Genomic DNA, 26,634 nt, shown 5'->3' on the forward strand with positions numbered 1-26,634 from the left:
TAGCCTTTTTTGATTTATAGATCAAAATCGATATTGAATTTCTCTAAATAATCCGACACACGCTTAACAAAACCTCCACCCAATGAACCATCCACAACTCGGTGGTCATATGAATGTGAAATAAACATCTTCTGCCGAATAGCAATCTGGTCTTCACCAGTAGGTCCAAAAATAACAGCTGGTTTCTTTTCAATAACCCCAAAAGCCATAATGGCAACCTGCGGCTGCACTATGATAGGGGTTCCCATTAAATTACCAAAACCACCAATATTGGAAATGGTATAAGTACCTCCTTCCAAATCGGCCGGTGTTAATTTATTTTTACGAGCGCGATTCGATAAATCATTTACCTTTTTTGTCAAATCCAATAAGGATAATTCATCAACGTTGTGAATGACTGGCACAATCAAGTTCCCGTTAGGCAAGGCAACTGCCATTCCGATATTAATTTGTTTATGCTGCACGATATAATTTCCTTCAACTGAAATATTTATTCCAGGAAAATCCTTAATCGCTTTGGCGGTAGCCATAAATAGGAGTGGCGTATAGGTTATCGGTTCTTTGTATTTTTCTAAAAATTTGGCTTTATTTTGTTCCCTCCATTGAACTAATTCAGTAATATCAGCTTCTAAAAAAGAGGTGACATGTGGAGAGATTCGTTTGGAATCTGACATCCTTTCAGATATCATCTTGCGCATCCTATCCATTTCAAAAACTTCATCGCCTGGCAGACGCAAGCCTGGTCCCTGACTCAAGGTTCCTGATGCAATCATGCGTTTTGAATTCCGAACAGCAATGTAATTTAAAACATCCTTTTTCGTAACGCGACCGTCCATGCCAGAACCTTTAATCTCACTCAATTCGCGCTGAGAAACCTTCTCTTGTTGGCATATCTGCTTAATCAAAGGGGAAACCCAAGGATTTGACTTATCGGTACTAACATCCAAATTTTGGCCTAAACTTAATTCAGTTAATGCCGCCAAATCTGGTTCCGTATGAAATACATCTAAGGCATCAAATGATTTCTTCTCCTCAATTACTTCGCTATTGGCATCAATGATGCAAATTGCTTTCCCAATAGTTGCCACCTGACCTTCTGAAATTAAAATTTCTTTTAAAACACCTGATACGGGTGATGGAACCTCAGTATCAATTTTATCTGTGGCAACCTCCAAAATAAACTCATCAGCTTCCACATAATCACCCGGCTGTTTTAACCAGTTTAAAACAGTCGCTTCCATGATACTTTCACCCATCTTGGGCATGATAATTTCTGTGATTGCCATATTATTCTGCCAAATCGTTTAATAAATACCTGCGCAACAAATTTATTGCTGTTAACGAACTTAAATGTATATTTTGCATACGTGTACCCCCTTGCGTTAGTTTTCTGGCAATAACACCATCCGGATGAGCTAATGCAATCCAAATAGTTCCTACTGGCTTGTCTTTCGTTCCTCCATCAGGACCTGCAATGCCTGAGGTTGCTAAAGCAAACGTAGTTCCTAAATGTTTTCGAGCACCTTCGGCCATAGCCTTAACACAAGACTCACTCACAGCTCCTTCATTTTTAATTATTAATTCATCAACACCCAATTGCTTTATCTTAACATCATTCGCATAACTGATTACTCCCCCTTGAAAATAAGCAGAGCTACCTGCATACTGTGTAAATTGATGTGCTAAATAACCACCCGTACAGCTTTCTGCTACGGCTAAGGTCGAATGTTGATCCATTAAGATTTGACCTACAACAGCTGCTAATTCATCCCGTTCACGTCCAAATACATAGGATTTTATTAATGGCATTACTTTTTCAAATTCAGCTTCAATGTCGGCATTAAGATGATCCTCATCTTTACCAAAGCCCGTCAAACGCAATTTTACAATACCCAATGATGGTAAATAGGCCAACTTTAAATGAGAAGGCAATTGCAATTCCCAATCTTGAATTAAATCAGACAAATAAGATTCACCTATTCCCACCACCTTCCTTAATTGATGAACAATAACTGGAAGTTTAAAAAATTCCTTAATCCGAGGCAGAACCTCTGTTTCCATGATGGATTTCATTTCAAAAGGAACGCCGGGCATTGACACCCAAACCGTTTCCAGTTCATTGAACCACATAGCTGGTGCAGTTCCTTGTTTATTTGGAATGAAGGTGCATTTCGTAGGTAATAATGCTTGATCACGATTAAGTTCACTTAATTCTCGCCCCCGTTTAGCGAAAAAATCAGTAACATCTTGTAAAGCATCAGGGTGAAGGGCTAGGGGACAAGCAAAAAAATCAGCTAAAATCTTTTTGGTTAAATCATCCTTAGTAGGACCAAGTCCGCCAGTGATAAAAACAATATCGGCGCGTTTTTGTGCCTCAACTAAAATTTGTACTATTTCATCCTTTTGATCCCCAACAGACGACTTTCTAATGGTCTTTATACCAATCTTGTCAAGTTCTAAGCTAATCCACTGCGTATTTGTGTCAAGAATTTGACCGTAGAGAATCTCATCGCCAATGGTAATTATTTCTGCTCGAACCATTTAGTTTTCTTACTTTTGTACGAAAATACGATTTATTTGGTTTGGAAACACGCAGATGAATCGAAAAACCAATAGCCCAAATGAAACAATCAGAAATCAATTTCAAAATACAATTAGACGACAATAACATTCCTGAGCAAATATCTTGGTCAGCAACCGATAATCCAAACGAAGGTATCGAGGAGACTAAAGCAATTTTAGTGGCAACATGGGACCCCTATCATAAAGGTACTTTAACACTACCTCTGTGGACAAAGGACATGGAGGTAGTGGACATGAAACGTTTTTTCATCGAAATCATGGGTACCGTTGGCGATGCCGCATTGCAAGCAACCGGCGATTCTGAATTTGCTTTAGAAGTAGAACAAGTTTGTAAAAAACTATCCCAAAATTTAAAGAAGGAAATTACAGCGGCCTCTCAAGGCCAATAAATACATCACATGAGAAGCATAATAGGTATTGCCCTTATACTAATTTCAACTTCAAGTACTTTCGCACAAAAAGGAATTAACTTCCTCAATACCAGCAACTTGAACACAGCAATCAATGCAGCTAAAAAGCAAAACAAACTACTATTTGTTGAAGTATATGCGCCAGATTGCCACGTTTGCAATTCATTTAAAGGAACTTTTTCTCAGCCTCAGGTTGGGAATATTTATAATGCAAGTTTTATAAGCTTTCAATTAGATATCCGTCAACCAGAAAATCAAAAGATTCTACAAAAATTGAAGATTGTCATTAACGCAACGCCAACTTTTCTCTTTTTTGATCCCAAAACAATGAAATTGGTACAAGCAAAAGCATTTGGCGAAAAAGAAAATTCCGTTATTAATGTAAACGGGATCGCCCAAAAAGCTGCCAATCCGACTGAACAGGCTTCAAATTTTGCCAATAAATTCAAAGCAGGAGAGCGAAGTGTCGCCTTTCTTAATAACTATGCCCAATTTGCTCGAATAACCGCCGACACGGCTACCAACATCAAAATGGTGAACGAGTTAATAAGAGTGCTCCCTACAACGCAATACATCAATCAGAGTGCGCTAAATATGATGCAGCTCACTATGATGAATAATAACAACACCTTGTTTGAATATTTTGTAGGCCATCAAGCACAATACAATCGCATCGCAGAACCATCATTAGTTAAAATGATTTACGAAAATGTATTTCAAATTGTGTTGACAAGTTCTCAAGTGAATAAATTAACCAGTAATGAAATAGTCAAGTTAAAATCGCAAATGGCTAAAGCGGGAATAGACAAAGGATCAATTGTTCGCCGAATCTGGATGGCAGAGAGTAACATGCTTTTTAAACAAAAAAAGGCAATGGCCGCTATAAAAGTGATTGAAAACCTTATCAACGAACTTCCGAGCGCTCCAGGACCAAAGGAATATCAATACTTATGTGATTTTGTTAAATCAAAAACAAAAGATAAAGCTGCTTTAAAATTCGCGAATGAAAATTGGTGCAAATTCGGAATGCGCTAATTAACGAAGAAATGCTCTATATAGCATTACCAACACGCAAAACAAAAACATCACAATAGAAATTCTATTGATTGTGTGCATTGTGCGAATGTTAAAATTTGTAGGTGCACCCGGTTTAGGTTTTTGAAATACACGAATGAAATACGTGAAGATTTCGCCTATTTTAAATTGTTCTCTTAATCTGCTCATATTTATTCGTTTACAGACGGCTCTCGCCAGTCCCCGTGTTCTTTAATCAATGAAATTAACTCATCTACTGCAGAATCTGCAGGCACCGATTTTTTAACAACTTCCTGGCCCTTATAAAGTGCAATCTTATCTTTTCCTATTCCAACATAACCATAATCGGCATCAGCCATTTCACCAGGGCCATTTACAATACAACCCATAATACCAATTTTGATTCCCTTAAGGTGGTCAGTTACTTGGCGTATTTTTGCCGTTGTTTCTTGAAGGTCGAATAACGTACGTCCACAAGAAGGGCAGGATATATATTCCGTTTTAGAAATACGAACACGACTTGCTTGCAAGATACCAAATGCAGTAGCATTTAAAAGGGCGTTCTTGTCTTGCATATAAGGCATGGAAAGCATAATGCCATCACCAAAACCGTCAATCAATAATCCCCCAGCGTCTGTGGGTGCAAATAATTGCAATTGATTCTCATCGACGTTTGAATAAGCTAATTTAATGACAACGGGTACCTGAACTTTCAACTTAAGCAATTCAAAAAAACAACGACGTAGCGCAGCCATTTGATGTGCATTGCTTGATTGAATGACCAAGACGGCTTTGGATATATCAGATACGTGTAAAGTGGATAAATCACCCGCATCGGCTTCAGCATCAACTAAAATAAAATTTAATTCTGGATGCCTTGATTTTGTACTTATCCATTGTTCAAGCGTGAAAAATGGAAAAACGTGTGAATGACCATCCCAATGATCAGCATTAACAATTTGTTTTAGGCCGTTGGGCAACATGAAATCAATGCCATGCTTACCCGTGTAAATATAATCAGCCCCCAAATCATTCATTGCCCATTTATCTGGCTCTGGAAGATAGAAATGACCAATGGATTTCAAATCTTCCATTTGAATTCGAGTCATTTGAGAAAAATCGGCAATAACGCGGGGAACTTGATGTCCACCAAAATTAGCTAATTCCTTTGTTTGACGTCTTTCGTACGCAAAAGGATTAATCGGAGAAATCAAGGGTTTTTCAACGTGAATCGGGTCAATTGGTGTACTATGTGTTGCCCTAAACTGGTAACGACGCATTAATTCTTGAGCAACTGGAATTTCAAACTCTGGGTCCTCAGTTAAAGATACACGAATGGTATCACCAAGGCCATCTTCCAAAAGCGTACCAATACCTACAGCTGATTTAATCCGTCCATCTTCGCCTTCTCCAGCCTCGGTAACTCCTAAGTGCATTGGATAAGCTTTAAATCCTCCGTCTGCTAATTTCTTACTTAACAATCGATAAGCCTCAACCATCACTTGGGTATTGGAAGATTTCATTGAAAGTACGATGTTCGAATACTTTTCATCTTCACAAATTCTTAAAAACTCCAACGCTGATTCCACCATACCTAAAGGCGTATCCCCATATCGACTTAAGATACGATCAGATAAAGAACCATGGTTAGTGCCAATCCGCATGGCTGTACCGTATTCTTTACAAATTTTCACTAAGGGTAAAAATTTATCACGAATCCGATCCAACTCAGCTTGATAGGATGAATCGGTATAATCAATCGTTTCAAAACGCTTCTTGTCAGCGTAATTACCTGGATTTATTCGAACCTTTTCAACAATACGAGCGGCTAATTCTGCAGCATTGGGAGTAAAGTGAATATCCGCAACAAGGGGCGTGTTATAGCCTCTAGCGCGTAAACCTTGTCGTATATTTTCTAAATTTTGGGCCTCCTTAACAGATGGCGCTGTAATTCGAACCAATTCACACCCCGCATCGATCATTCGTATAGATTGCTCAATTGAACCTTGGGTATCCATGGTATCCACTGTCGTCATGGACTGAATACGAATCGGAAAATCCGAACCCATGTATAAATCGCCTATTTGAACTGGAATCGTTTCGCGACGTTGATAAGACCAAAGCGACGGAGCGTATTGATTACCATCAATGATTAAATGGGCATTAGGAGAATCAAATAGTTGAGCCATAAAACAAATTTACAAAGAAAAGCCCCATCTACCAATGGAAAGATGGGGCTTCAAAATTTATCTTTCTACTACCATGAACTCTTTTTATGCCCAATTGTTGCATAAAAAAGAATAAATAAATAGCACGGAATCATAATCGCATATGCGGTCTGGGTATCGCCAAGCCTGTCGGCAAGTGAACCATAAACCAAAGGAATCAAAGCTCCACCCGAAATCATCATGATAATCAAAGCCGAACCAATCTTGGTAAATTTACCCAAACCTTGGATCGCCAATGGCCATAAAGCAGGCCACATTAAAGCATTTGCAAGACCCAATAAGGCAATACATAAAACAGATAAATATCCATCTAAAACAACTGCGCCAATAGAAAATAAAATCCCCAAAATAGCTGAATAGTTTAATGCTTTTTGTTGGCTCAAATATTTTGGAATGAAGAAAATCCCAACAATGTAACCCGCCAACATGCCGTATAAAGTATAGCTCGTAAAGGATTTTGCAACTTCCATACTAAACCCTTTAGAAACGCCATAATTAATAATGGTATCACCTGCGATGACTTCAACGCCAACATATAAAAAGAAGGCAATTAGGCCTAGTACCAAATTTGGATATGCCCACACACTGGATTTCGATGCACTTTTCTCTTCATTCGTTTCTTCAGCTTCTACTTCAGGTAATGAAGAAAAACGAACCCAAAGAGCTAAGGCGATTAATATGGCAGTCATGATTCCATAAGGCATAATCACCGTTTCTAATTTGACAGCTTCTTTTTCAGAAGTCAACAATAGACCTCCAAAAATTACTTGACTCAAAATACCGGCTATTTTGTTACAAACACCCATTACAGAAATTCGTTGGGCTGCACTTTCAGAAGGACCCAAAATCGTCACATAGGGATTTGAGGCTGTTTGTAATAAAGCCAATCCTGTTCCTATAACGAATAAGCCTAGTAAAAATAAGGGATAATTAGCTACTTGTGCGGCGGGAATAAATAAAATGGTTCCAATCGCCATGGCTAACAAACCGAAAGACATACCATTTTTAAAACCGGTTTTAGCTAAAACCCAAGAAGAGGGAATTGCCATGACAAAATAGGAAATAAAAAAAGCGGATGTCACCAATAAAGATTCAAAATTATTTAAATCGAAGGCCTTTTTAAAAAATGCGATAAGCACCGAATTCACCCAGGTTACGAATCCGAATACAAAAAAGAGTATTCCGATCATGATTAATGGGCCATTGGATTGTTTAGAATTAGTCATAGGTTTAGTATTGATCGTTTAAAGCAAAAATTGGTTTATTGGTTTTCCATTTTCCACGAGTGAAATCTGGTATTTGAATAGGAGCGGAGCCTTTGGCAATCGACTCCTCAGATAGAGGAGAAATAGCAGACCAAGCCGCTGCATCATACACATCGATTGGAGGAGCTACTTTTGCCTTGATTGATTCGATAAATGCTCTTAGCACAAAGAAATCAATCCCCCCGTGACCTGCATTTTCTGCATCAGCTGCACGAGCTTTCCACAAAGGATGATCATACTTTTCTTGGTAACTCTTAAACTCTTCCCAGCGGTGTGGTTTGGCAGAAATACCTTCAAGGTAAATAGACTTATTGTCGTCCATCCAAATTCCTTTCGTTCCTTGAACACGGAATCCCAAAGAGTAAGGCCGTGGTAAATTTGTATCGTGCGTGATCAAAATGGTTTCCCCATTATGACATTTAATCATCGTTTGAACGATATCGCCACATTTGAAATTCACTTTCGCATTCGGATGATCTTTACCACCTTTCTCTTCAATGTATTGATGTAATCCCAAAGCAGGCGATGCCATGGATGTTAAATAAGCAAATTGATTTCCGCGGTTAATATTTAACATTTCAGCCACAGGACCCAAGCCATGCGTGGGATAGAGGTCACCATTACGATCTATGGAATGTTGCGTACGCCACTTCGCCTCAGAGAAACCTTTAGCACCAAATTCAACACCTCCACCATAGGCTTGTTTACCATCATTGAATTTAACTTCTCTCAAATCATGTTGGTAACCACATTGTACGTGAGATAATGTACCGAACATACCCTGTCTAACCATATTTAAGGTTGCCATGACATCTCGTCGATAACATACATTCTCCAAAATCATGCAATGAGAACCTGTCTTCTCGTACATATTGACTAAATCCCAAGATTCCTGCAGTGTTACGGTGGCCGAAACCTCTACGCCAGCATACTTACCTTGTTTCATCACTTCGAGGGCCATTGGAACATGCCATTCCCATGGGGTGGCAATAACAACACCATCAATATCTGAACGTTTGGCTAAGTTTTCGAAATCATGATCCCCCTTTTGGTAACTTACAGCTGCTTTTCGACCTTTGTCTGTAATCATCTTTTGAGCAATCTGGATGGCATTGGGATCAATGTCACAAATCGCAACAACCTCCACATCGTCTCGATATAACGCCATTTCAAGGTGATTTCTTCCACGAAGACCAACACCGATGAAACCTAATCGTACTTTTGTTTGTTGTATAGTTTGTCCTTGAGACAAATGGGGCAATAACGCTGTTCCCGAAGTATAGACAAGAGATTTGGCAATAAAATTTCTCCGTTTCATTAATTTATAAATAGGTTTTTAGATGTTGAAAATGAAATTTAATGAAATTACTCTTGTAAATTTATAAGATTTATAAAAAAATGAGCGAGCAACCTAAAGTAAGTATTTTCCGTAAAGAGCATTTTAATGCTGCCCACCGTTTACATAACGCCGCTTGGAGCGACGATAAAAACAAGGAAATTTTCGGTTTATGCAACAATCCAAACTACCATGGGCATAATTATGAATTAATTATTCAAGTTACGGGAACAATTAATCCCGAAACTGGTTATGTTATCGATACCAAGGTATTGTCGGATTTAATACAAAAAGAAGTTTGTAAAAAATTTGACCATCGAAATTTAAATTTAGATGTGCCTGAGTTCGCCAATTTAAATCCAACGGCAGAAAACATTGCCCTTGTGATTTACAATAAATTAAGACCTAACATATCAGATGAGTTAGATATAAAAATTAAATTATATGAAACAGAAAGAAATTTCGTTGAATTCCCTGCTAATTGATACCGACCGTTTCTTGTTGACAGACGAAGAAATTGGAGACAATCACGTAGCCACCTCAATCGAAACACCGATGAGGGAGGATGCTTTTGTTCTTTCTGATGCAGAAAAGATTGCTAAAATTGAGTCTCACTTTCGTGAGATTATGTTGACTTTAGGTTTAGACTTAACAGATGACTCATTACGTGGCACACCAAAGCGTGTAGCTAAAATGTATGTGGAAGAGATCTTTAATGGATTAAATCCTGCCAATGAACCTAAAGTAGCTTTATTTGAAAATAAATTCGGCTATAATGAAATGCTAATTGAGAAGAACATCAGTTTTTACTCAAACTGCGAGCATCACTTTGTACCCATCATGGGAAAAACCCACATTGCCTATATTTCATCTGGACAAGTAATTGGTTTATCAAAATTGAATCGCATTGTACAATATTTTGCAAAACGTCCACAAGTCCAAGAGCGTTTAACCATGCAAATCGCTAAATACTTACAGCGAGTTTTAAAGACCGAGCATGTGGCTGTTTTCATTGATGCAAAACACTTGTGCGTTTCTTCTAGAGGCGTTAAAGATGATGCGACATCGACCATTACCTCTTATTACGGAGGTAAATTTCAAGAAGATAATACTAAGCGTGAATTTTTAGACTCACTTCACAACTAAGCAATTTGGGAACTTATATCATTGTAGGCGCCAGTCATGGCATTGGTGAGGCTACTGCCACCAAATTAATTGGTGCTGGGCATCGTGTAATCAATATTGCTCGTTCAGAAAATCCAGCATGCGAAAATCATGTTTGGGATGCTGCTTCTGAAGATTCATTACCAACAATCGAGGGACCGATAGCAGGCATTGTCTACAGCCCAGGAAGTATTGTATTGAAACCTTTTCACCGACTAACCCAAGCGGATTTCCAGTCAGACTTTCAAATCAATGTACTCGGCGCTGTAAAAGTGATTCAAACCTATTTACCTAATCTAAAACAAAATGGCGGCGGTTCCATCGTCATGTACAGTACAGTTGCTGTACAAACTGGCATGGGATTTCATGCATCAATTGCTAGTTCAAAAGGTGCGATTGAGGGACTTACGCGCTCACTTGCGGCAGAATTATCCTCCCTTCACATACGTGTAAATGCCATTGCACCTTCATTAACAAATACACCCTTAGCTGCAGCTTTACTTAATTCACCAGAAAAAATAGAGGCAAGTGGTAAACGTCATCCCTTAGGACGCGTAGGCGAATCTAAGGATATTGCAAACCTTACCTATTTCTTGTTAGATCCAGAGAATTCGTGGATTACAGGTCAAATTATTGGGGTTGACGGCGGTATGGGTAGTTTGAAACCGGCTTAAAGTTCGTTGAAGTGTTTTTGGTTTAAAGCCATGTTTTTGGCATTCCATTCAATCTTGTTGGTAAACGCCTGGCTTCTAATTGCGCAATCCAATATTTCACAATGCGAACAGCAGGCATCTAAACAAGGATCCACGTGCACAAAAATCTCAATTTCTGTTGGAAATACTTCTGCCATCGTTACCTCGAAATCATGAATTTCATCATGAACCCGATTTAAATCCCAATACCTCGGTAGGGTAAGATGACAATCAATATGTAAATCACCGCCATATTGTTGAATCCGTAGATTATGCAAATCAATCCAAGTTGGCTTTTGATGTTGCATAATCCAATCGATAACTTTATTGAACACAGCAGGGTTGGTTTCGTCCATCAATGCCGCCACGGCCTCTCTTATCAATCGAATTCCTTGCCAGCACATGAGCAGAGCAAAGAGAATTGAAGCAACTCCATCTACCCAAATCCAGTCGGTAAATAAAGTTAATGCAATGGCAGCTACAATAAGCACTCCATTGTAGGCATCTAAGGTTAAATGCTTACCATCCGCAACCAAAGCTGGTGAATGAGAAGACTTCCCGGCCCGAACTAAATAGAAGCCCATTAATCCATTTAATATGGCAGAAATAAGGGAAACACTTAATCCAAGGTCCATTGAAGTTAAAGTTGGCTTTGCAATTAAATGCTGTGAAGCATGAAGGAATATATAGGCAGCGGCTAACAATATCAAAACGCCCTCTAATCCAGAGGCAAAAAATTCAATCTTTCCGTGACCATAAGGATGATTTAAATCCCTCGGAAGAGAAGCCAAATAAACTGAATAATAAGCAAATGCAGCGGCAACCACATTAATTATGGATTCCAATGCATCAGTTAAAACGGCCGTTGAACCCGTCGCATAATAAGCATAGAACTTGGCTGACATAATCAGCAAGCTCAATACAAACGAGAAAATAATTAGCCTTTGTTTCATGTAATAAATATCTCAGCAAAGATAGTATTTTTGTCGAATGGAACAGGAAATAAACCCTTGGAAAACAGTAAGCATACGTACTCCTTACGAAAATGATTGGATTCGATTAGAACATCATGAGGTAATCAAACCGAATGGTAGTCCAGGGATTTACGGGAAAGTGCATTTTAAAAACCATGCTATCGCAATTTTACCACTTGATGCAGAAGGCTACACCTATTTAGTGGGCCAATTCCGATACACCATTAATGCTTATTCATGGGAATTGCCAGAAGGCGGTTGCTTGAATGAATCGCCATTAGATGCCGCCAAACGCGAGTTAAAGGAGGAAACGGGCTTGGTGGCTACTCAGTGGAGTTTGTTAGGCGAAAATTACCTCTCAAATTCGGTTACAGATGAAAGAGCTAGTATGTATTTAGCCACTGGATTACAAATCTCAGAGGCTGAACCTGAGGAAACTGAAAAATTACAAATCAAAAAAATCCCCGTTCAAGAAGCCATCAATATGGCATTAAACGGGGAAATTAAAGATATCTTATCGATAACTACTTTATTAACCTATGCCTTAAAGGTCCCAAGATTGCATCTCACGTAATTCGTCATAATCGGTCAAGTCATATTTAATGGGAACAATGCTGACGTAATTTTCTTCTAGCGCATCCAGGTCTGTATTATTCCCTTTATCGAAATGCTCGATATCTCCATCCATCCAATAATAAGACTGACCATAGGGATCCTTACGCTCTGCAAAACGCTCACGATATACAGCATCAGCTTGTTTAACCACTTTGATACCCTTTGGAGCGACATCCGATTTCGCAGGAAAATTTACATTTAAGGTCAAGCCTTTAGGCAAACCATGCGCCAAAACTTGTTGGCTTATCTTTATGATAAAATCATGACAATGACTAAAATCGGCATCTGATTTAAAATCGCATAATGAAAAACCAATCGCAGGAATTCCTTCCATGGCTGCTTCGATGGCTGCCGACATGGTTCCTGAATACAATACAGAAATTGAGGCATTGGAACCATGATTAATCCCAGAAACAACCAAATCTATGGTACGATCCTTTAAAATCAAATGCTTTCCAATTTTAACACAATCAGCCGGCGTTCCTGAACATTTATATGATTTCACCAGTGAACCAAAATCTTGCGTTTGGGTTACACGCAAAGGAACACCCATCGTAATGGCATGTCCCATGCCGGATTGATGGGTATCCGGGGCAATGACAACTACCTCACCCAACTCCGACATTATTTCGGTCAAAACGCGAATACCTTTGGATGAAATAGAATCATCATTAGCAATTAAAATAAGTGGCTTCATAGATTGTATATTTGCAAGCAATTTACAAATTTGCGCGCATTAAATTAGTCTATGCATTTCCGAAAAGCAGTCATTTCTGATATACCAGTTATCCAACGAATCGCTGAAAAAGCATGGCGTCCCACCTACGGCCATATTTTAACTGAGGAACAAACCATTTACATGTTGGACATGATGTATGGAACAGAAGTTTTAATGAAACAAATCGGTTCACAGATAGCGTTTTTTTTGGCCGTAGAAGTAGATCTAGTGATTGGATATTTCGCGATGGAAATTTCAGAACCCAGCAAAATGAAATTGCACAAAATCTATCTTGATCCAGACCAAAAATCAAAAGGCGTCGGAAGTCAAATCATTGCATTCATTAAAGAATTCGGATTAAAAGCAGGAGTGAAGCAGATTGAATTAAACGTAAATAAATTCAATTCAGCTGTTCAGTTTTACGAAAAAATGGGATTTTTCCGAGCTAAAGAAATGGTCCTAGATATAGGTAATGGTTATGTTATGGACGATTATGTGATGCAATTGAATCTAGAGTCAGCTCAATAAGTTTTTGAATCTGACCTTCTGGATCTTTTGAAAATTCATGTGTTATTCGATTCGCTAAAATGGCATTAAGCGAAATCATTTCATGTCCCATCGTAGCTGCAAATGCATAATAGGCAGCGGTTTCCATCTCAATATTAGTAATCAAATGACCATCAAATGCATTTGCTGCAACGTCCTGCAAGAAATTGGGCAACATAGAATTCATACGAACAGTCCTTCCTTGTGGCGCATAAAAACCAGGGGCCGTTAGGGTATACCCATGCAATTGAATAGCTTTGAATTTTGAAATGAGCAGTTCACTTGCTCGTGCGCCATAAACAGGTAATGGATAATGAATTGATTTGCACCAATCCGCTAAACTATCAGATGAAAGCATTTTTTCAGATTCAAATCCATAAAACTGAGCCAAATTATCAAAGCCAATGGCCGCCTCCGAAACTAAAAAAGTATCTACAGGTATATCAGATTGGATACTCCCAGAAGTACCTATACGAATCAGATTCAAGGATTTTTTAACTGATTTCTCCAGGCGTGACTCAAAATCTATATTCACCAACGCATCTAATTCATTCAACACAATCTCCACATTATCCGCTCCAATACCACTGGAAATAACACCAACTCGTTGACCACCCAGTTCACCAAAATGACTCACAAACTCACGCTTATGTATTTTTGTGTCAATCCGATCAAAATATTGGGAGACTTTGGGAACCCGTTCAGGATCGCCAACGAGTATAAGTTGGTCTGGTACTTGATCCGGACGAATCGCTAAATGATAGGAACTACCATCTGGATTTATGATTAGGTCAGTCGGTGAGAAATAGGTCATCCGCGAAATTATTGATAATTTTCGAAAACTATTTCATTTATATGGTTTGTACGAAGTCAGAAATTCATTCAGTTATTCTCCAACATCTAGAAAAGCGGATGGAGCAGGGGAGAAAAGATTTTCTGTTGGCCAAAGAATCTCGTGATTCTGACACCAAAAGTAGTGCAGGCGATAAGTTTGAAACGGGCAGAGAAATGATGCAACGGGAAATGGATAAAATTAGTGCGGCGTTGGATATGCAAAAGAATCAATTAACCCAAATGCAACGAATCAGTCTAATTGAAAATAAGACGCGCATAGGAATTGGCAGTTTCATTACCACGGATGCCGAAAACTATTACGTTTCCGTTGGTCTAGGCAAACTAACATGCGGAGAGACAGCATTTTATGCCATTTCTGCCGACTCACCCCTTGGGGAATTATTAATGGGTAAACAAGTAAATGATATCATCGAATTACGTGGAAGAAAAATCACTTTAAAATCAATACAATGAAAAACGCACATTACCTCTATTTAGTCCTTTCAATACTCGGCGGCGGTATTACTTTTTATTATGTTTTCGAAGGCATGCAAGCGAATCAAGGAAATTTTGATGTCATCGATTTCGTTAAAAGTACCTGGACTCCAAATTCGTACGCCAGAAGTTTAACATGTGATTTTTGGACAGGCGCCATTGCTGGAACCTTTTTTATGCTCGTGGAAGGAATGCGCATTAAATTGAAATACCTTTACCTTTACCTAGCGGCAACTGTTTTGATAGGCTTCGCATTTGCCTTCCCATTATTTTTGTTTGTCAGACATCGTCAATTAGCCTAATTTATGGAAGAATACATCAATACATTTCCGGAAGCCACGCAGAAAATCTTACGCGAAGTGCGAGATGCCATTCGATCCGTTGTTCCAGAGGGAACGGAAGAAATCATGGCGTATGGAATGCCTACTTTCAAATACAAAAAGAACTTGGTTCACTTTGCAGCCTGGAACAATCACTTGGGATTTTATCCCACGCCGAAACCCTTGGTGGTTTTTCAAGAACGATTAAATGCTTTTGAAGGGTCTAAAGGAGCTGTAAAGTTCCCGTATCATTTACCCATGCCCTTGGAATTAATTAAGGATATTACACGATTCCGTGTCGAGGAAGTAAATAAATAAAAAATGGCTCATGATTGAGCCATTTTTTTCTTTTCAATTTTTTCATTTCTGCCAAAGGACTTGAACCCAAGTTCCGGAGAATAACCCACCGAATTTTTGGAATAATATCCTTTTTCATTGTAAGGACGCTTTCGCGGATGTTCTTTACATGCTTGTGAGCACGCACCCTCCATTTTCTTCAAGCAACTGGGGCAAATCGCTAAATGCTCATTGCATTCCGGATTAGCACAATTCACCATGTGGTCAGATGCTTCTTGACAAACAAAACATGTTGATATAATCGCTGGATTAACTGAATTAACTTGTGTGGCTACCCGGTTATCAAACACATAGCAAGAACCATCAAAGTCTTCACCACCTTCCTCCAAACCATATTTAATTATCCCACCGTGGAGTTGGTACACATTCTCAAAACCTTTCTCCAACAAATAAGCTGACGCTTTTTCACACTTAATCCCACCTGTACAATACGTAATCACCTTTTTACCTTTCAAATGTTCAATCTCTTGTACATGCTCAGGTAAATCACGTAAATTCTCCATATCGAAGGTATAGGCACCTTTGAACTTACCCAACTCATGCTCATAATTAGAACGCATATCGACTAAGACTACATAGGGATCGTTTTTCAACATCTCCTTAAATTCCTTCGGCTTAAGATGTTTACCCGTCTTAATGCGTGGATTCACCGGTAAGTCAGAATGAACAATTTCTGCTTTCACGCGAACATGAAGCTTATTAAACGTATGGTTATCGTGAGATTCTATTTTGAAATCAAAATCTGTTCCAGCAAAAATGGGATCGTTTTCAAGCCATCGCATGTAGGCGTCACAGTCGGCCTTCAGGCCCGAAATCGTTCCATTTAAACCTTCTGCGGCAACAATTACGCGCCCGAGCAGGTTATTTTCAATACAAAAAAGATGGTGTTTGACACGATATTCCTCTGGATTGGGAATAGGCGTATAGTTATAGTAAAGTAAGACACTGTAAGGCTTCATCTTCAACATGATTTACAGATTAAACAAAAATTTCGTGACGATGGGGAGATTCGAACTCCCATACCTAAAGCGGCACTACCACCTCAAAGTAGCGTGTCTACCAATTTCACCACATCGCCAAAAACGGTTAGCAAAATTACCAAATATTTACTTACTTGCCAACAATTCAATCATTCAAAAACATCAAGTAATGGCTTTAGAACTAAGCGGAAAACTTATTAAGAAAATGTCTGAGGTTACAGGAACAGGCAGAAATGGAACAAACTGGGTTAAACAAGAGTTTGTTTTAGAGACACAGGATCAATACCCTAAAAAAGTATGTATGTCGGTTTGGGGAGATAAAACGCAAGATTTGGCACCGATACAAGAAGGCGAAATTGTGAAAGTTCAATTCAATGTGGAATCTAGAGAATATAATGAGCGCTGGTATACCGAGATTCGCGCGTATCGCCTAGATCGTTCGGGCGCTTCTGCACCAGCACCTACTCAAGATAATGCAGGATGGGCACCATCAGCGACGGCGGCAGCTCCAGCCAATAATTTCCCTCCATTAGCCGCTGAGAGTGGTGATGATTTACCTTTCTAGACTTTAGACGCTAGACGTTGGTCATTGGACGCTGATAATTAAAAAAGCTGCATTTTTCGCAGCTTTTTTAATTTAATCTAAGACCCCAAATTTACCAGCTTCAAAATCGTGAAAAGCTTGCATAATTTCCTGTCGCGTATTCATTACAAAAGGTCCATGGGCCGCAATAGGCTCATGAATAGGTTCACCACTCAGGATTAAAACAATAGATTTTTCATTTGCCTCAATTTGAAAATTTTCACCTTCGTTTTCAAACAAGACAAAATGATCTTGATTTACCCATTCATCGGAATCATTAACCTTAATTTCACCTTCTACAACAATTAAACATGTATTGTAATTAGCTGGAAAAGAAAATACCGTCTTTCCACCTGCTTGCAAATGTGCATTAAACAAATGAATGGGAGTAAATGTGGAAGCTATGCCGTCTAAACCATTAAATGTGCCGGCAATTACCTCGACATATCCATTATCTACAAGCACTTTAGGAATTGATGTATTTTCAATAGCCTGATATTTGGGTGCCGACATTTTATCTTTTGAAGGTAAATTTACCCACAATTGCACCATCTGAAAATCGCCTCCCGTTTGACTAAATGATTCTTCATGGTACTCTTTATGCAGAACTCCTGAAGCTGCTGTCATCCATTGAACATCACCTTCGCCAATTATTCCACCACCACCTGCGCTATCATGATGGGCAACACGGCCTTTATAAGCTATCGTAACCGTTTCAAAACCACGATGAGGGTGTACACCAACACCTCTAGGGGCATCAGAAGGGGGGAAATGAAATTTTGCGCCATAATCCATCATGATAAATGGCGTCATTCGTTGCATATCGAGACCATGCCGACTGGGTATAAAATTATGAACACGAAATCCATCTCCTACGAAGTGAGCAGGACCAGGAGGATACACCGCCTCGATAGCTTTGATTGACATATTGATAAATTAAAATTGGCTAAAAAATGGCCTCCATGGCTTGATGAACAATATCCGCCTCAATAAAAGTTCCCCCATACGGCTGAAATCCTAATTGCTGATATAAAGGCATAACCTCTACTTGTGCATGTAAATAAAAGTATGAATTCAAAGGATAGACAACTTTGGATTCTTGAATCAAAAATTTAATAATTTGACTTGCGTAGCCATTTCCACGATAGGCTTTCCGTGTAGCGATGCGTTCAATTTTAATTCCTTTATCCGTCTTACGAAATCGGCCGGTTGCCACGGGCTTTTCATTTTCCAGTAGGAGGTAATGTACCGCTTGAGCATCTAACTCATCAAATTCCTCTGATGGCAAGCATTTTTGCTCATGAACAAATACCTCCGTTCGAATCTCAAAGACCTCAGAAATTTGCTCCTGCGAAACCGCTTGAACAACCTTACTTATCTTGCTTGCCATAGGCCTCAATAATTTTACGGACCAATCGATGGCGAACCACATCAGAGCCATCCAACTCGACAAATGAAATTCCATTTATTCCACTCAAAATACGCTCTGCCTCACCTAAACCTGACGTTTGATTTTTGGGCAAATCCACTTGTGATTTATCTCCTGTAATGATGGTCTTGGATTGAATGCCCATACGCGTTAAAAACATCTTCATTTGCATAGAAGTGGTATTTTGTGCCTCATCCAGTAAAATAAATGCTTTATTCAGGGTCCGACCACGCATGTAGGCTAACGGAGCAATTTCAATCGTCCTATTTTCCAAGTAAAACTTAAGTTTCTCTGCTGGAATCATGTCATCCAATGCATCATAAATTGGCCTTAAATACGGATCAATTTTCTCTTTCAAATCACCAGGTAAAAAACCTAAATTTTCTCCAGCTTCAACGGCTGGACGCGTAATAATAATTTTCTTTACTTCTTTATTTTTTAGGGCTTTGACAGCAAGGGCAACCGCCGTATATGTTTTTCCCGTGCCCGCAGGGCCAATCGCGAAGACAATGTCGTTATTAATGGCAGCATCAACTAATTTACGCTGATTAGGGGTTTTTGCTTTTATTACAATGCCTTTATTTCCAAAAAGCAATACATCCTTATCCTCAACCCAAGGGGTCTCCATCTCTTCTCCTGTTGGATTCAAAATGGACTCAATATAGGCCTTCATATGCACAGCCGTAAATGTATTGTGCTTATTCAAATGATGAATACATTGATTAACGATGGCCTCGACTAATGCCATTTGATCGTCAGAGCCACGAATTATCAGTTGGTCACCACGTGCGATCAGTTTGGTTTGGGGGAAAGCTTCAGTTAATAACTGAAAATTGGAATTTGAAACTCCCAAAAATTCAATTAAGGAGATATCCGACAAGGAAATGATTTTCTCTAACAAGTAGGCAAGATTTTTAAGTGGAATGAAAGTACTAAAATAGAAAAAGATTGAAATTTTATATCACCAACTACGTGATATTTTTGATAAAAAATTGTAAAATTGTACTTATGGATTCGAATAACACATCGCAAACTTTCAGCAAGGGCAAACAAGGTCTAAATACCTCAAACAGGTCAAATATGCCATCAAGGCTTAGTGATTTAGGTTTAGGTAAATTGCCCCCTCAAGCAGTAGATTTAGAGGAAGCATTGTTAGGTGCTTTGATGCTTGAAAAAGAACCTTTAGCGAATGTTATTGAATTACTTAAACCGGATAGTTTTTATAAAGAGTCGCACAATAAAATTTTTGGTGCAATCCAGGCGTTGTTTCAGCAATCGCAACCCGTTGATTTATTAACAGTCAATAACTACCTAAAATCTACTGGAGATTTAGAAAAGGCTGGAGGAACCGCATATTTGGCTCAATTAACTTCGCGCGTAAGTTCCACATCCAACGTCGAATTTCATGCGCGTATCATTATTGAGCAATATATTAAGCGCCAATTAATTCACGTTTCCTCTGAAATTCAACGCTTATCATACGAAGATACCTCTGATGTATTCCAAATTTTGGATCGCATGGAACAGGAGTTATTTACCATTGCTGAGTCCAATATTCGAAAGAATTATGAGAGTATGTCCGACATCCTCTTAAAAGCCGTTGCGGAATTAGAAGAAAAACAACAACAGAAAAGTGGCATGACAGGTATTCCTTCTGGATTTACGGATTTAGATCGTTTAACGTCTGGTTGGCAAAAACAAGAACTCATCATCATTGCGGCTCGTCCGGGTATGGGTAAAACAGCTTTTGTCGTATCCGCTTGCCGTAATGCCGCTGTTGAATGGGGGCATGCTGTAGCCCTGTTCTCATTAGAAATGAGTGCTGTTCAACTGGTAAATCGTATAATTTCCGCAGAAGCTGAAATTGATGCAGAAAAACTTAGAAAAGGTAAATTGGAGCCGCATGAATGGCAACAATTACATACTAAAATTAAACGTTTGTACGAGGCTCCAATATACGTTGACGACACTCCAGCATTATCTATTCTTGAACTCCGTGCAAAATGTCGCCGATTAAAAGCTCAAAAAGACATCAAACTGGTTGTCATAGATTATCTTCAGTTAATGACCGGAGACACTGGAGGAAAAGCAGGAATGGGTAATCGTGAACAAGAAATTGCCCAAATTTCAAGGGCATTGAAGCAATTAGCGAAGGAACTTGACGTGCCTGTCATTGCACTTTCGCAATTAAATCGTTCCACAGAAACGCGTGGAGGAAACAAAAAACCACAACTTTCTGACCTCCGTGAATCAGGTGCCATTGAGCAAGATGCGGATCAGGTAATGTTCATTTATCGTCCCGAGTATTATCAAATTACAGCCGATGAAAATGGAAATTCTTTAGCTGGAATGGGAGAGATCATCATGGCAAAAAACCGTTCAGGTTCATTGGATAGCGTGTGGTTGAAATTCATCGGTAAATTCACCAAATATTGTGATTTAGACTTTCAACCCTTTGGCGGAGCAGAAGGGGGCAGCAATTATGACCTAAGTAAATTAGGTGATCAAACTTCCAATTTTGAACAAGGGGGAGGAGATGCTGTTTTTAAAGGGAGTAAAATGAACTTACCTCCGGAGGAAGATTATGATCCATTAAATAGTCCGTTTTAATTAGACGCTAGACGTTAGACATTAGACGTTGGACATTAGACTCTAGACTTCAGACGTTAGTAAAAAAATTGAAATCTAATGTCCAGAGTCTAATGTCCAACGTCTAATGTCTAATGATCAATCTTACTATATTCTCCACATGATGCGTTTGCGGGAACATATCAACCGGATGTACTACGTCTACATCATAAGCTACATCCAATAAAGCTAAATCGCGCGCTTGGGTTGCTGGGTTACAACTTACATATACGATTTTTTGGGGTTTAACAGCTAAGATTTGGTTCACAACATCTAAATCCATTCCTGCGCGTGGTGGATCAGTAATGATTACGTCAGGAGCTCCGTGAATACCAATAAACTCCTCAGTCAGGACTTTCTTCATATCACCCGCAAAGAAAGTTGCATTCTTAATCCCGTTTAACTGGGCATTAACGCGTGCATCTTCCACAGCCATTTCTACGTATTCAAGCCCTACGACTTTTGATGCATGCTTTGATAGAAACAAGCCAATTGTTCCTGTTCCAGTATACAAATCATAAACGACCTCATTACCCTGTAATTCAGCGTACTCACGCACCAACTGATATAATTTCAATGCTTGTTTGGCATTGGTTTGAAAAAATGATTTAGGACCAATTTGGAACTTCAAATCTTCCATTGTCTCCACCATGAAGGGTTTTCCATGGTAACAAACAACTTCTAAGTCGTGAAAAGTATCGTTTCCTTTTTGGTTAATCACATAGTTCAAGGACGTAATTATAGGAAATGAAGACTTCAAAAACTCCATCACAAGTTTAATTTCTTCCTCGGTCGCATAGGCAAATTGAACAGTCACCATCCATTCATTTGTCACTGTATTTCGAATAATCAAATTTCGAAGTGCACCTTCCTTTTGGAATTTCAATTCGTAAAATGATATACTATTGGCATCGGCAAAATCACGTAAACCATTTCGAATAGCATTGGAGGGATCAGGTTGTAAATAACAATGATCTACTGGTAATATTTTATCAAAACGACCAGGAACGTGAAAACCGAGCGCATGCATAGATCCTAAATCTTCTTTACCAATTTCCTCTTCGGTAAGCCACCTTGCACTGGAAAAGGTAAATTCCAACTTATTCCGATAATAATAGGTTTCCTCTGAGCCTAATATAGGGTGGATTTCGGGTAATTTAATTTTTGCGATACGCGTCAAATTATCTTTTACTTGTTGGGCTTTAAACGCTAATTGAGAAGCATAAGAAACGTGTTGCCATTTACATCCACCACAAATTCCAAAATGACTACAGGCCACCTCTGTACGATGCGTTGAAAGCGCTTGAATATTTACTGCTTGCGCCTGCTTAAAGCTCTTTTTAGATTTAAGTATACGTAAATCTGCTACATCACCTGGCGCGACTGCCCCTTGAACAAATATGACTTCATCTTGTACTTTAGCTATACATTTAGCTTCGGCAGCAAAATCTAGTATGGAAATTTTCTCCAACACCACGGGCGCTTTCTTTTCTTTTTTCTTACTCATGTGATTAAAATATGCGCAAAAATACGGCTTTATGTGGGCAAGCCAACCAATTCAAGATAAAACCTTAACTTCGTGATGAAATAAATTCGTATGAAGAATCACGTTGTTATCATTACAGGAGCTAGTTCAGGGATTGGAAAAGCCCTCGCGTTTGAATTTGGACATCAAGGTTATACCATCGTCATTACAGGTCGAAATAAAACTAATTTAGATACGACTACAACTGAATTGACGCAGGCACAAATTCTGTCACATGCAATAGTTTGCGATAGCAGTTCAGAGGAACAGACGCGCGCAATGATTCAAGAAGTTGTAAATACGTTCGGCCGGATTGACCTGCTAATCAATAATGCTGGAATCTCCATGCGATCCATGTTTGAAACGGTAGATTTAAAGGTACTAAAGCAGGTAATGGATATAAATTTCTGGGGTACCGTTTATGCTACTCATGCTGCATTACCACATCTAAAAATGGTTCAAGGAGGTATTATAGGTATTTCATCCATCGCTGGTTATCGGGGACTTCCCGTTAGAACGGGATATTCCGCCTCTAAATTTGCAATGAATGGTTTTTTAGAGGCTTTACGGACGGAATTGATTGGCACAGGGGTTCATGTATTAACCGCATGTCCCGGATTCACCGCCTCCAATATTAGAAATGCCTCTTTGACCTCTGATGGAAGTATTTCCGGAGAAAGTATGCGAGAGGAAGAAAAAATGATGACAGCAGAGGAGGTCGCTAAGGAAATATACAAAGCATATGTAACACGGAAGAAAACCTTAGTTTTGACCTTTCAAGGCAAACTGACAGTCTTTTTAAATAAATGGCTGAATGGTTTTATGGATAATTTGGTCTACAACACACTTAAAAAAGAAAAAGATAGCCCGTTAAAATAAAAAGCCCTGCTAAACAAAGTCTAGCAGGAGCTTACACCCATATAACTTACCACTCTAAACTTATTATTTTGATGTCTGTTGATTTATATGCTTTGAAAACGCTAATCTCATGATTTCAACATATTCCTTGGCTTGTTCAAATTCAGTTATTAATTGATTAAAATAAGCTCTCTCAAAAACTAAAAACTCCGATACTTCAGTCGTCATTGCGGTACATGCATACTTTTTGCCGTGTATCGCCTCATCTATCCCTATAAAAAAAGGTTTATTCATGGTGATTAAGCCTTCAAAATCATCGGGACATTCCAAGAGAACTGAGCCACTATGTAGATAAAAAACAAACTCAGCCTTTTGACCATAGCGGAACAAAAACTCATCGGCAAGATATTTTATCTCAATACCACTAGCCAATACCTTTTTCCCTGTTTCCAACAATTGTTCCATGTCATGTCTTTTTGACAGCTCAAAAGTACTATCCTAAACGGAGGTGATTTATGATAATCATCAGGTTAATACATGCACTTTATCACAAAAAAATAATGTTCCTAAACCCACCTTTGTGATATAAATTAATGTATTCAACGTGCTTGAACTCGAAACTCCGCAGCTAAGTATCCTTACCACATGTTTTCATTGTGGTGAAAACTGTCAAGATGATGTCATTACGCACGAGGGTAAAGACTTTTGTTGTCATGGCTGCCATCAGGTATATCAATTACTTTCAGGAAATGACTTAGGGGAATATTATTCCTGTGATGTTCATCCAGGCAAGGCTCCATCAGTTCACAATTTTGACTACTTAAACCATCCCCATTTTCATGATCAATTAATTAGTTTCTCAAACCAGGGTGTTTCCAAAGTTCATTTTATTTTACCCGCTATCCATTGCAGGTCTTGTTTATACCTGTTAGAAAATTTAAACAAGATCGAACCTGCTGTAGTAAAATCAGATTTAAACTTTGGAAAGAAAGAATTGACTCTTTGGTTTACTGAAAGCCAAACAAACTTAGGTGAACTTGCTAGTTTACTTGCGCGTTTAGGCTATGAACCCTTAATTACATCCGAAGGAGAAGCAAAAAATCAAAAAAATACAAGCCAACAAAATCCGTTATTTGTCAAATTGGGCATAGCTGGATTTTGTGCGGGAAATGCCATGTTATTCAGCTTTCCCGAATATTTAGGGATTGAATCAGGTGATTTAAAAAGTCTTTTTGGCTATATCAACATAGCTTTAGGCACAATTGCGGTATTTTATTCTGGTTCAGATTATTTTACGAATGTATGGGCTCATCTAAAGCTCAAGAAGCTAACCATCGAATTACCTATTTTATTGGGAATATTGGTTGGATATTTCAGAAGTGTCTATGAAGTATTTTCTCATACCGGTGCCGGATATATTGATTCGGTTTCTGGCTTATTATTTTTTCTGTTGATTGGCAAATGGTTCCAACAAAAATCCTTTGATTTTCTGTCATTTGAGCGTAACTACAAAGCTTATTTCCCTTTAGTCATTAGCAAATTTATCAAAGGAGTTGAGCAAACTTATCCATTACAAGCGATAGAAATAGGTGATCGACTGATCATTCGAAATCAAGAAATCATTCCAGCTGACGCGATTTTAATAAAAGGCAAAAGCCAAATGGATTACAGCTTTGTCACGGGAGAAAGCGAATTCATCAATCTTGAGGCAGGCAACTCTATGTATGCAGGTGGTCGTCATCATGGTGAACTTATTGAAATTGAAATCAAAAAAGCACTTAATCAGAGTCACTTGACACAATTGTGGGAACAGCAAGCCTTCAAAGACCCAAACCATAAAACCGAAAACTGGGAAAATTTTGCCAATAAAGTTGGGATGTATTTCACCTTCATTTTGTTAAGTTTAGCTACATTGGTTGGGATTTATTGGGTACTGAATGATTCTAGCAAATGGCAAAATGCAGTAGTCAGTGTACTGGTAATTGCTTGTCCATGTGCTTTAGCAATTTCATATCCTTTTGCTTTGGGTCATGGAATTCGATGGTTAGCTAAATTCAATTTCTTTGTAAAGGATATTCAAGCCTTTGAACGGATGTCTCAGGTAGATACAATCGTTTTTGATAAGACGGGAACATTAACCTTGCATCAAGATGTGAAACCAAAATTTCAGTTGGTGCGTGATTTAAGGACCTCTGAAATAAACATCATTTATTCGTTGGTTAATCAATCTACCCATCCCTTATCGCGTCAGTTGGCTAAGTATCTGCGCGAAACGTATCCCGTACAAATCGTAGATTTAAAATCTATAAATGAAAAAATAGGAAAAGGCATTGAATGCATTTATGATAAACGCGCATATCAAATTGGTAACGCACAATTTACTGGCCATGCTTTAGCTGTCAAACAAGATTTTATCCGATCAGAAAGTCAATTATTCATTCGAATAGGTGAGGAGCGAATCGGCTACATTGAATTCCCATGGCAAAATAGAGAAGGTATAGAATATATGATTCATACACTTCAGGCCAACTATGATGTATATCTTATATCTGGGGATAAAAAGCAGCACGCTGGAACCTTATTGGACTGGTTTACCAATGAATCACATTATCAATTTGAGTGTAGCCCACTGGATAAAATGAAATTTATACAAACCTTACAGTCGCAAGGAAAGCATGTTGCAATGATTGGGGATGGATTAAATGATGCTGGGGCATTAAAACAAGCTGAGGTAGGGATTGCGGTATCCGAAGATCATTTACATTTTACTCCCTCCAGTGACGCAATAGTACAAGGACTACAACTAGTTCATTTACCTACATTTCTACAATTCGCCAAGTTTGGCCTCATCTTGATAAAAGCAAGCTTTGTTCTTTCGATTGTCTATAACCTAGTGGGCTTAAGTTTTGCTGTCCAAGGTACCTTATCACCATTAATTGCCGCGATTCTGATGCCCGTCAACTCACTAAGTATGCTCTTTATTGCTAGCATTGGTATGAATTGGAAAGGCAATCGATTAAAATCATGTTTTTCATAGTCAAAAGATGATGGTGCTCATG

29 protein-coding genes and 1 tRNA gene are annotated in these 26,634 nt (G+C 38.7%); 14 read left to right on the top strand and 16 right to left on the bottom strand.

All coding sequences use genetic code 11. The annotated features are described in order from the left end of the window. Positions 1-14: 14 nt before the first annotated feature. Both ACIQZ2_RS05720 and ACIQZ2_RS05725 read right to left on the bottom strand, forming a co-directional pair. Entirely contained in the window at positions 15-1,286 is a 1,272-nt protein-coding gene (locus tag ACIQZ2_RS05720; RefSeq protein WP_395767889.1) for a dihydrolipoamide acetyltransferase family protein, read from the bottom strand. Position 1,287: 1 nt separating this feature from the next. After that, the gene (locus ACIQZ2_RS05725; protein ID WP_395767890.1) at positions 1,288-2,541 is read right to left on the bottom strand and encodes a competence/damage-inducible protein A; all 1,254 of its coding nucleotides are present in this window, start codon (positions 2,539-2,541) and stop codon (positions 1,288-1,290) included. Between the two features lie 80 nt (positions 2,542-2,621). On the opposite strand from ACIQZ2_RS05725, the gene gldC reads away from it, so the two are divergent. Then, the gene (gldC, locus tag ACIQZ2_RS05730; protein ID WP_395767891.1) at positions 2,622-2,972 is read left to right on the top strand and encodes a gliding motility protein GldC; all 351 of its coding nucleotides are present in this window, start codon (positions 2,622-2,624) and stop codon (positions 2,970-2,972) included. A gap of 9 nt (positions 2,973-2,981) precedes the next feature. Further along, complete coding sequence (locus ACIQZ2_RS05735) at positions 2,982-4,028, top strand: thioredoxin family protein (protein ID WP_395767892.1); 1,047 nt, start codon at positions 2,982-2,984, stop codon at positions 4,026-4,028. Here ACIQZ2_RS05735 and ACIQZ2_RS05740 read toward each other — a convergent pair whose 3' ends face one another. The 4 genes from ACIQZ2_RS05740 to ACIQZ2_RS05755 form a co-directional block, all read right to left on the bottom strand. Beyond that, positions 4,029-4,217, bottom strand: coding sequence for a DUF6728 family protein (locus tag ACIQZ2_RS05740; protein WP_395767893.1), 189 nt, complete (start codon positions 4,215-4,217; stop codon positions 4,029-4,031). A gap of 2 nt (positions 4,218-4,219) precedes the next feature. Further along, positions 4,220-6,217, bottom strand: coding sequence for a (E)-4-hydroxy-3-methylbut-2-enyl-diphosphate synthase (ispG, locus tag ACIQZ2_RS05745; protein ID WP_395767894.1), 1,998 nt, complete (start codon positions 6,215-6,217; stop codon positions 4,220-4,222). A gap of 68 nt (positions 6,218-6,285) precedes the next feature. Continuing rightward, complete coding sequence (locus ACIQZ2_RS05750) at positions 6,286-7,482, bottom strand: sugar MFS transporter (protein ID WP_395767895.1); 1,197 nt, start codon at positions 7,480-7,482, stop codon at positions 6,286-6,288. A 4-nt stretch (positions 7,483-7,486) separates the two neighbouring features. Continuing rightward, positions 7,487-8,839, bottom strand: coding sequence for a Gfo/Idh/MocA family protein (locus ACIQZ2_RS05755; protein ID WP_395767896.1), 1,353 nt, complete (start codon positions 8,837-8,839; stop codon positions 7,487-7,489). Between the two features lie 80 nt (positions 8,840-8,919). Between ACIQZ2_RS05755 and ACIQZ2_RS05760 the strand changes: the two genes are divergently transcribed. The 3 genes from ACIQZ2_RS05760 to ACIQZ2_RS05770 are packed head-to-tail and all read left to right on the top strand — an operon-like array spanning position 8,920 to position 10,695. After that, complete coding sequence (locus ACIQZ2_RS05760; protein ID WP_395767897.1) at positions 8,920-9,342, top strand: 6-pyruvoyl trahydropterin synthase family protein; 423 nt, start codon at positions 8,920-8,922, stop codon at positions 9,340-9,342. Further along, positions 9,302-10,003, top strand: a complete 702-nt coding sequence (folE, locus tag ACIQZ2_RS05765; RefSeq protein WP_395767898.1) for a GTP cyclohydrolase I FolE — start codon at positions 9,302-9,304, stop codon at positions 10,001-10,003. Before ACIQZ2_RS05760 ends, folE begins: the two co-directional genes overlap by 41 nt. A gap of 5 nt (positions 10,004-10,008) precedes the next feature. Then, a complete protein-coding gene (locus ACIQZ2_RS05770) occupies positions 10,009-10,695 on the top strand; it encodes an SDR family NAD(P)-dependent oxidoreductase (protein ID WP_395767899.1) in 687 nt (228 codons plus the stop codon). Here ACIQZ2_RS05770 and ACIQZ2_RS05775 read toward each other — a convergent pair. Then, on the bottom strand, positions 10,692-11,666 hold the full coding sequence (locus tag ACIQZ2_RS05775; RefSeq protein ID WP_395767900.1) for a cation diffusion facilitator family transporter: 975 nt from the start codon (positions 11,664-11,666) through the stop codon (positions 10,692-10,694). The two genes, ACIQZ2_RS05770 and ACIQZ2_RS05775, sit on opposite strands and share 4 nt — an antisense overlap. A gap of 37 nt (positions 11,667-11,703) precedes the next feature. Here ACIQZ2_RS05775 and ACIQZ2_RS05780 point away from each other — a divergent pair, with 37 nt between their 5' ends. After that, complete coding sequence (locus ACIQZ2_RS05780) at positions 11,704-12,261, top strand: NUDIX domain-containing protein (protein ID WP_395767901.1); 558 nt, start codon at positions 11,704-11,706, stop codon at positions 12,259-12,261. Here ACIQZ2_RS05780 and surE read toward each other — a convergent pair. After that, on the bottom strand, positions 12,232-12,999 hold the full coding sequence (gene surE / locus ACIQZ2_RS05785) for a 5'/3'-nucleotidase SurE (protein WP_395767902.1): 768 nt from the start codon (positions 12,997-12,999) through the stop codon (positions 12,232-12,234). The two genes, ACIQZ2_RS05780 and surE, sit on opposite strands and share 30 nt — an antisense overlap. A 51-nt stretch (positions 13,000-13,050) precedes the next feature. Between surE and ACIQZ2_RS05790 the strand changes: the two genes are divergently transcribed. Continuing rightward, entirely contained in the window at positions 13,051-13,548 is a 498-nt protein-coding gene (locus tag ACIQZ2_RS05790; protein ID WP_395767903.1) for a GNAT family N-acetyltransferase, read from the top strand. Here the strand turns inward: ACIQZ2_RS05790 and ACIQZ2_RS05795 are convergent. Continuing rightward, positions 13,502-14,380, bottom strand: coding sequence for a nucleoside phosphorylase (locus ACIQZ2_RS05795; protein ID WP_395767904.1), 879 nt, complete (start codon positions 14,378-14,380; stop codon positions 13,502-13,504). The genes ACIQZ2_RS05790 and ACIQZ2_RS05795 overlap by 47 nt on opposite strands. Positions 14,381-14,421: 41 nt before the next feature. Between ACIQZ2_RS05795 and ACIQZ2_RS05800 the strand changes: the two genes are divergently transcribed. Genes ACIQZ2_RS05800 through ACIQZ2_RS05810 form a run of 3 tightly spaced genes read left to right on the top strand, consistent with a single transcriptional unit; the run spans position 14,422 to position 15,533 of the window. Beyond that, positions 14,422-14,874: a hypothetical protein gene (locus ACIQZ2_RS05800; protein ID WP_395767905.1), complete on the top strand. Its 453-nt coding sequence runs from the start codon at positions 14,422-14,424 to the stop codon at positions 14,872-14,874. Beyond that, the gene (locus tag ACIQZ2_RS05805; RefSeq protein ID WP_395767906.1) at positions 14,871-15,197 is read left to right on the top strand and encodes a DUF2834 domain-containing protein; all 327 of its coding nucleotides are present in this window, start codon (positions 14,871-14,873) and stop codon (positions 15,195-15,197) included. Before ACIQZ2_RS05800 ends, ACIQZ2_RS05805 begins: the two co-directional genes overlap by 4 nt. Before the next feature lie 3 nt (positions 15,198-15,200). Beyond that, a complete protein-coding gene (locus ACIQZ2_RS05810; RefSeq protein ID WP_395767907.1) occupies positions 15,201-15,533 on the top strand; it encodes an iron chaperone in 333 nt (110 codons plus the stop codon). Between the two features lie 8 nt (positions 15,534-15,541). Here ACIQZ2_RS05810 and ACIQZ2_RS05815 read toward each other — a convergent pair whose 3' ends face one another. Then, on the bottom strand, positions 15,542-16,531 hold the full coding sequence (locus ACIQZ2_RS05815; RefSeq protein ID WP_395767952.1) for a rhodanese-related sulfurtransferase: 990 nt from the start codon (positions 16,529-16,531) through the stop codon (positions 15,542-15,544). A gap of 35 nt (positions 16,532-16,566) precedes the next feature. Beyond that, positions 16,567-16,650 (bottom strand) — tRNA-Leu (locus ACIQZ2_RS05820). A 71-nt stretch (positions 16,651-16,721) separates the two neighbouring features. Between ACIQZ2_RS05820 and ACIQZ2_RS05825 the strand changes: the two genes are divergently transcribed. Continuing rightward, complete coding sequence (locus tag ACIQZ2_RS05825) at positions 16,722-17,117, top strand: DUF3127 domain-containing protein (protein WP_395767908.1); 396 nt, start codon at positions 16,722-16,724, stop codon at positions 17,115-17,117. A 72-nt stretch (positions 17,118-17,189) separates the two neighbouring features. On the opposite strand, the gene ACIQZ2_RS05830 is transcribed toward ACIQZ2_RS05825, so the two are convergent. The 3 genes from ACIQZ2_RS05830 to ACIQZ2_RS05840 are packed head-to-tail and all read right to left on the bottom strand — an operon-like array spanning position 17,190 to position 19,465. Further along, complete coding sequence (locus ACIQZ2_RS05830; RefSeq protein WP_395767909.1) at positions 17,190-18,062, bottom strand: pirin family protein; 873 nt, start codon at positions 18,060-18,062, stop codon at positions 17,190-17,192. A 19-nt stretch (positions 18,063-18,081) separates the two neighbouring features. Then, a complete protein-coding gene (locus ACIQZ2_RS05835; protein ID WP_395767910.1) occupies positions 18,082-18,525 on the bottom strand; it encodes a GNAT family N-acetyltransferase in 444 nt (147 codons plus the stop codon). Continuing rightward, positions 18,506-19,465, bottom strand: coding sequence for a PhoH family protein (locus ACIQZ2_RS05840; protein ID WP_395767911.1), 960 nt, complete (start codon positions 19,463-19,465; stop codon positions 18,506-18,508). Before ACIQZ2_RS05840 ends, ACIQZ2_RS05835 begins: the two co-directional genes overlap by 20 nt. Positions 19,466-19,644: 179 nt before the next feature. Here ACIQZ2_RS05840 and dnaB point away from each other — a divergent pair, with 179 nt between their 5' ends. Then, positions 19,645-21,174 carry a replicative DNA helicase gene (gene dnaB, locus ACIQZ2_RS05845; RefSeq protein ID WP_395767912.1) on the top strand — a complete coding sequence of 510 codons (1,530 nt, stop codon included), beginning with the start codon at positions 19,645-19,647 and terminating at the stop codon, positions 21,172-21,174. Positions 21,175-21,277: 103 nt separating this feature from the next. Here the strand turns inward: dnaB and rlmD are convergent, their stop codons facing one another. Further along, the gene (gene rlmD / locus ACIQZ2_RS05850) at positions 21,278-22,699 is read right to left on the bottom strand and encodes a 23S rRNA (uracil(1939)-C(5))-methyltransferase RlmD (protein ID WP_395767913.1); all 1,422 of its coding nucleotides are present in this window, start codon (positions 22,697-22,699) and stop codon (positions 21,278-21,280) included. A gap of 90 nt (positions 22,700-22,789) precedes the next feature. On the opposite strand from rlmD, the gene ACIQZ2_RS05855 reads away from it, so the two are divergent. After that, entirely contained in the window at positions 22,790-23,596 is an 807-nt protein-coding gene (locus tag ACIQZ2_RS05855) for an SDR family oxidoreductase (RefSeq protein WP_395767914.1), read from the top strand. Positions 23,597-23,659: 63 nt separating this feature from the next. On the opposite strand, the gene ACIQZ2_RS05860 is transcribed toward ACIQZ2_RS05855, so the two are convergent. Next, on the bottom strand, positions 23,660-24,040 hold the full coding sequence (locus ACIQZ2_RS05860) for a cyclic nucleotide-binding domain-containing protein (RefSeq protein ID WP_395767915.1): 381 nt from the start codon (positions 24,038-24,040) through the stop codon (positions 23,660-23,662). Positions 24,041-24,179: 139 nt separating this feature from the next. On the opposite strand from ACIQZ2_RS05860, the gene ACIQZ2_RS05865 reads away from it, so the two are divergent. Continuing rightward, on the top strand, positions 24,180-26,612 hold the full coding sequence (locus ACIQZ2_RS05865; RefSeq protein ID WP_395767916.1) for a heavy metal translocating P-type ATPase: 2,433 nt from the start codon (positions 24,180-24,182) through the stop codon (positions 26,610-26,612). Positions 26,613-26,634 lie beyond the last annotated feature (22 nt).

It is taken from the genome of Aquirufa sp. (assembly GCF_044342065.1).
GTDB lineage: Bacteria > Bacteroidota > Bacteroidia > Cytophagales > Spirosomataceae > Aquirufa.

What these genes read in the sequence shown, in the direction of transcription:
- ACIQZ2_RS05720 (WP_395767889.1), bottom strand. Translation starts at nt 1,286, where the DNA reads ATGGCAATCACAGAAATTATCATGCCCAAGATGGGTGAAAGTATCATG.
- ACIQZ2_RS05725 (WP_395767890.1), bottom strand. Translation starts at nt 2,541, where the DNA reads ATGGTTCGAGCAGAAATAATTACCATTGGCGATGAGATTCTCTACGGT.
- gldC (WP_395767891.1), top strand. Translation starts at nt 2,622, where the DNA reads ATGAAACAATCAGAAATCAATTTCAAAATACAATTAGACGACAATAAC.
- ACIQZ2_RS05735 (WP_395767892.1), top strand. Translation starts at nt 2,982, where the DNA reads ATGAGAAGCATAATAGGTATTGCCCTTATACTAATTTCAACTTCAAGT.
- ACIQZ2_RS05740 (WP_395767893.1), bottom strand. Translation starts at nt 4,217, where the DNA reads ATGAGCAGATTAAGAGAACAATTTAAAATAGGCGAAATCTTCACGTAT.
- ispG (WP_395767894.1), bottom strand. Translation starts at nt 6,217, where the DNA reads ATGGCTCAACTATTTGATTCTCCTAATGCCCATTTAATCATTGATGGT.
- ACIQZ2_RS05750 (WP_395767895.1), bottom strand. Translation starts at nt 7,482, where the DNA reads ATGACTAATTCTAAACAATCCAATGGCCCATTAATCATGATCGGAATA.
- ACIQZ2_RS05755 (WP_395767896.1), bottom strand. Translation starts at nt 8,839, where the DNA reads ATGAAACGGAGAAATTTTATTGCCAAATCTCTTGTCTATACTTCGGGA.
- ACIQZ2_RS05760 (WP_395767897.1), top strand. Translation starts at nt 8,920, where the DNA reads ATGAGCGAGCAACCTAAAGTAAGTATTTTCCGTAAAGAGCATTTTAAT.
- folE (WP_395767898.1), top strand. Translation starts at nt 9,302, where the DNA reads ATGAAACAGAAAGAAATTTCGTTGAATTCCCTGCTAATTGATACCGAC.
- ACIQZ2_RS05775 (WP_395767900.1), bottom strand. Translation starts at nt 11,666, where the DNA reads ATGAAACAAAGGCTAATTATTTTCTCGTTTGTATTGAGCTTGCTGATT.
- ACIQZ2_RS05780 (WP_395767901.1), top strand. Translation starts at nt 11,704, where the DNA reads ATGGAACAGGAAATAAACCCTTGGAAAACAGTAAGCATACGTACTCCT.
- surE (WP_395767902.1), bottom strand. Translation starts at nt 12,999, where the DNA reads ATGAAGCCACTTATTTTAATTGCTAATGATGATTCTATTTCATCCAAA.
- ACIQZ2_RS05790 (WP_395767903.1), top strand. Translation starts at nt 13,051, where the DNA reads ATGCATTTCCGAAAAGCAGTCATTTCTGATATACCAGTTATCCAACGA.
- ACIQZ2_RS05795 (WP_395767904.1), bottom strand. Translation starts at nt 14,380, where the DNA reads ATGACCTATTTCTCACCGACTGACCTAATCATAAATCCAGATGGTAGT.
- ACIQZ2_RS05800 (WP_395767905.1), top strand. Translation starts at nt 14,422, where the DNA reads ATGGTTTGTACGAAGTCAGAAATTCATTCAGTTATTCTCCAACATCTA.
- ACIQZ2_RS05805 (WP_395767906.1), top strand. Translation starts at nt 14,871, where the DNA reads ATGAAAAACGCACATTACCTCTATTTAGTCCTTTCAATACTCGGCGGC.
- ACIQZ2_RS05810 (WP_395767907.1), top strand. Translation starts at nt 15,201, where the DNA reads ATGGAAGAATACATCAATACATTTCCGGAAGCCACGCAGAAAATCTTA.
- ACIQZ2_RS05815 (WP_395767952.1), bottom strand. Translation starts at nt 16,531, where the DNA reads ATGAAGCCTTACAGTGTCTTACTTTACTATAACTATACGCCTATTCCC.
- ACIQZ2_RS05825 (WP_395767908.1), top strand. Translation starts at nt 16,722, where the DNA reads ATGGCTTTAGAACTAAGCGGAAAACTTATTAAGAAAATGTCTGAGGTT.
- ACIQZ2_RS05830 (WP_395767909.1), bottom strand. Translation starts at nt 18,062, where the DNA reads ATGTCAATCAAAGCTATCGAGGCGGTGTATCCTCCTGGTCCTGCTCAC.
- ACIQZ2_RS05835 (WP_395767910.1), bottom strand. Translation starts at nt 18,525, where the DNA reads ATGGCAAGCAAGATAAGTAAGGTTGTTCAAGCGGTTTCGCAGGAGCAA.
- dnaB (WP_395767912.1), top strand. Translation starts at nt 19,645, where the DNA reads ATGCCATCAAGGCTTAGTGATTTAGGTTTAGGTAAATTGCCCCCTCAA.
- rlmD (WP_395767913.1), bottom strand. Translation starts at nt 22,699, where the DNA reads ATGAGTAAGAAAAAAGAAAAGAAAGCGCCCGTGGTGTTGGAGAAAATT.
- ACIQZ2_RS05855 (WP_395767914.1), top strand. Translation starts at nt 22,790, where the DNA reads ATGAAGAATCACGTTGTTATCATTACAGGAGCTAGTTCAGGGATTGGA.
- ACIQZ2_RS05860 (WP_395767915.1), bottom strand. Translation starts at nt 24,040, where the DNA reads ATGGAACAATTGTTGGAAACAGGGAAAAAGGTATTGGCTAGTGGTATT.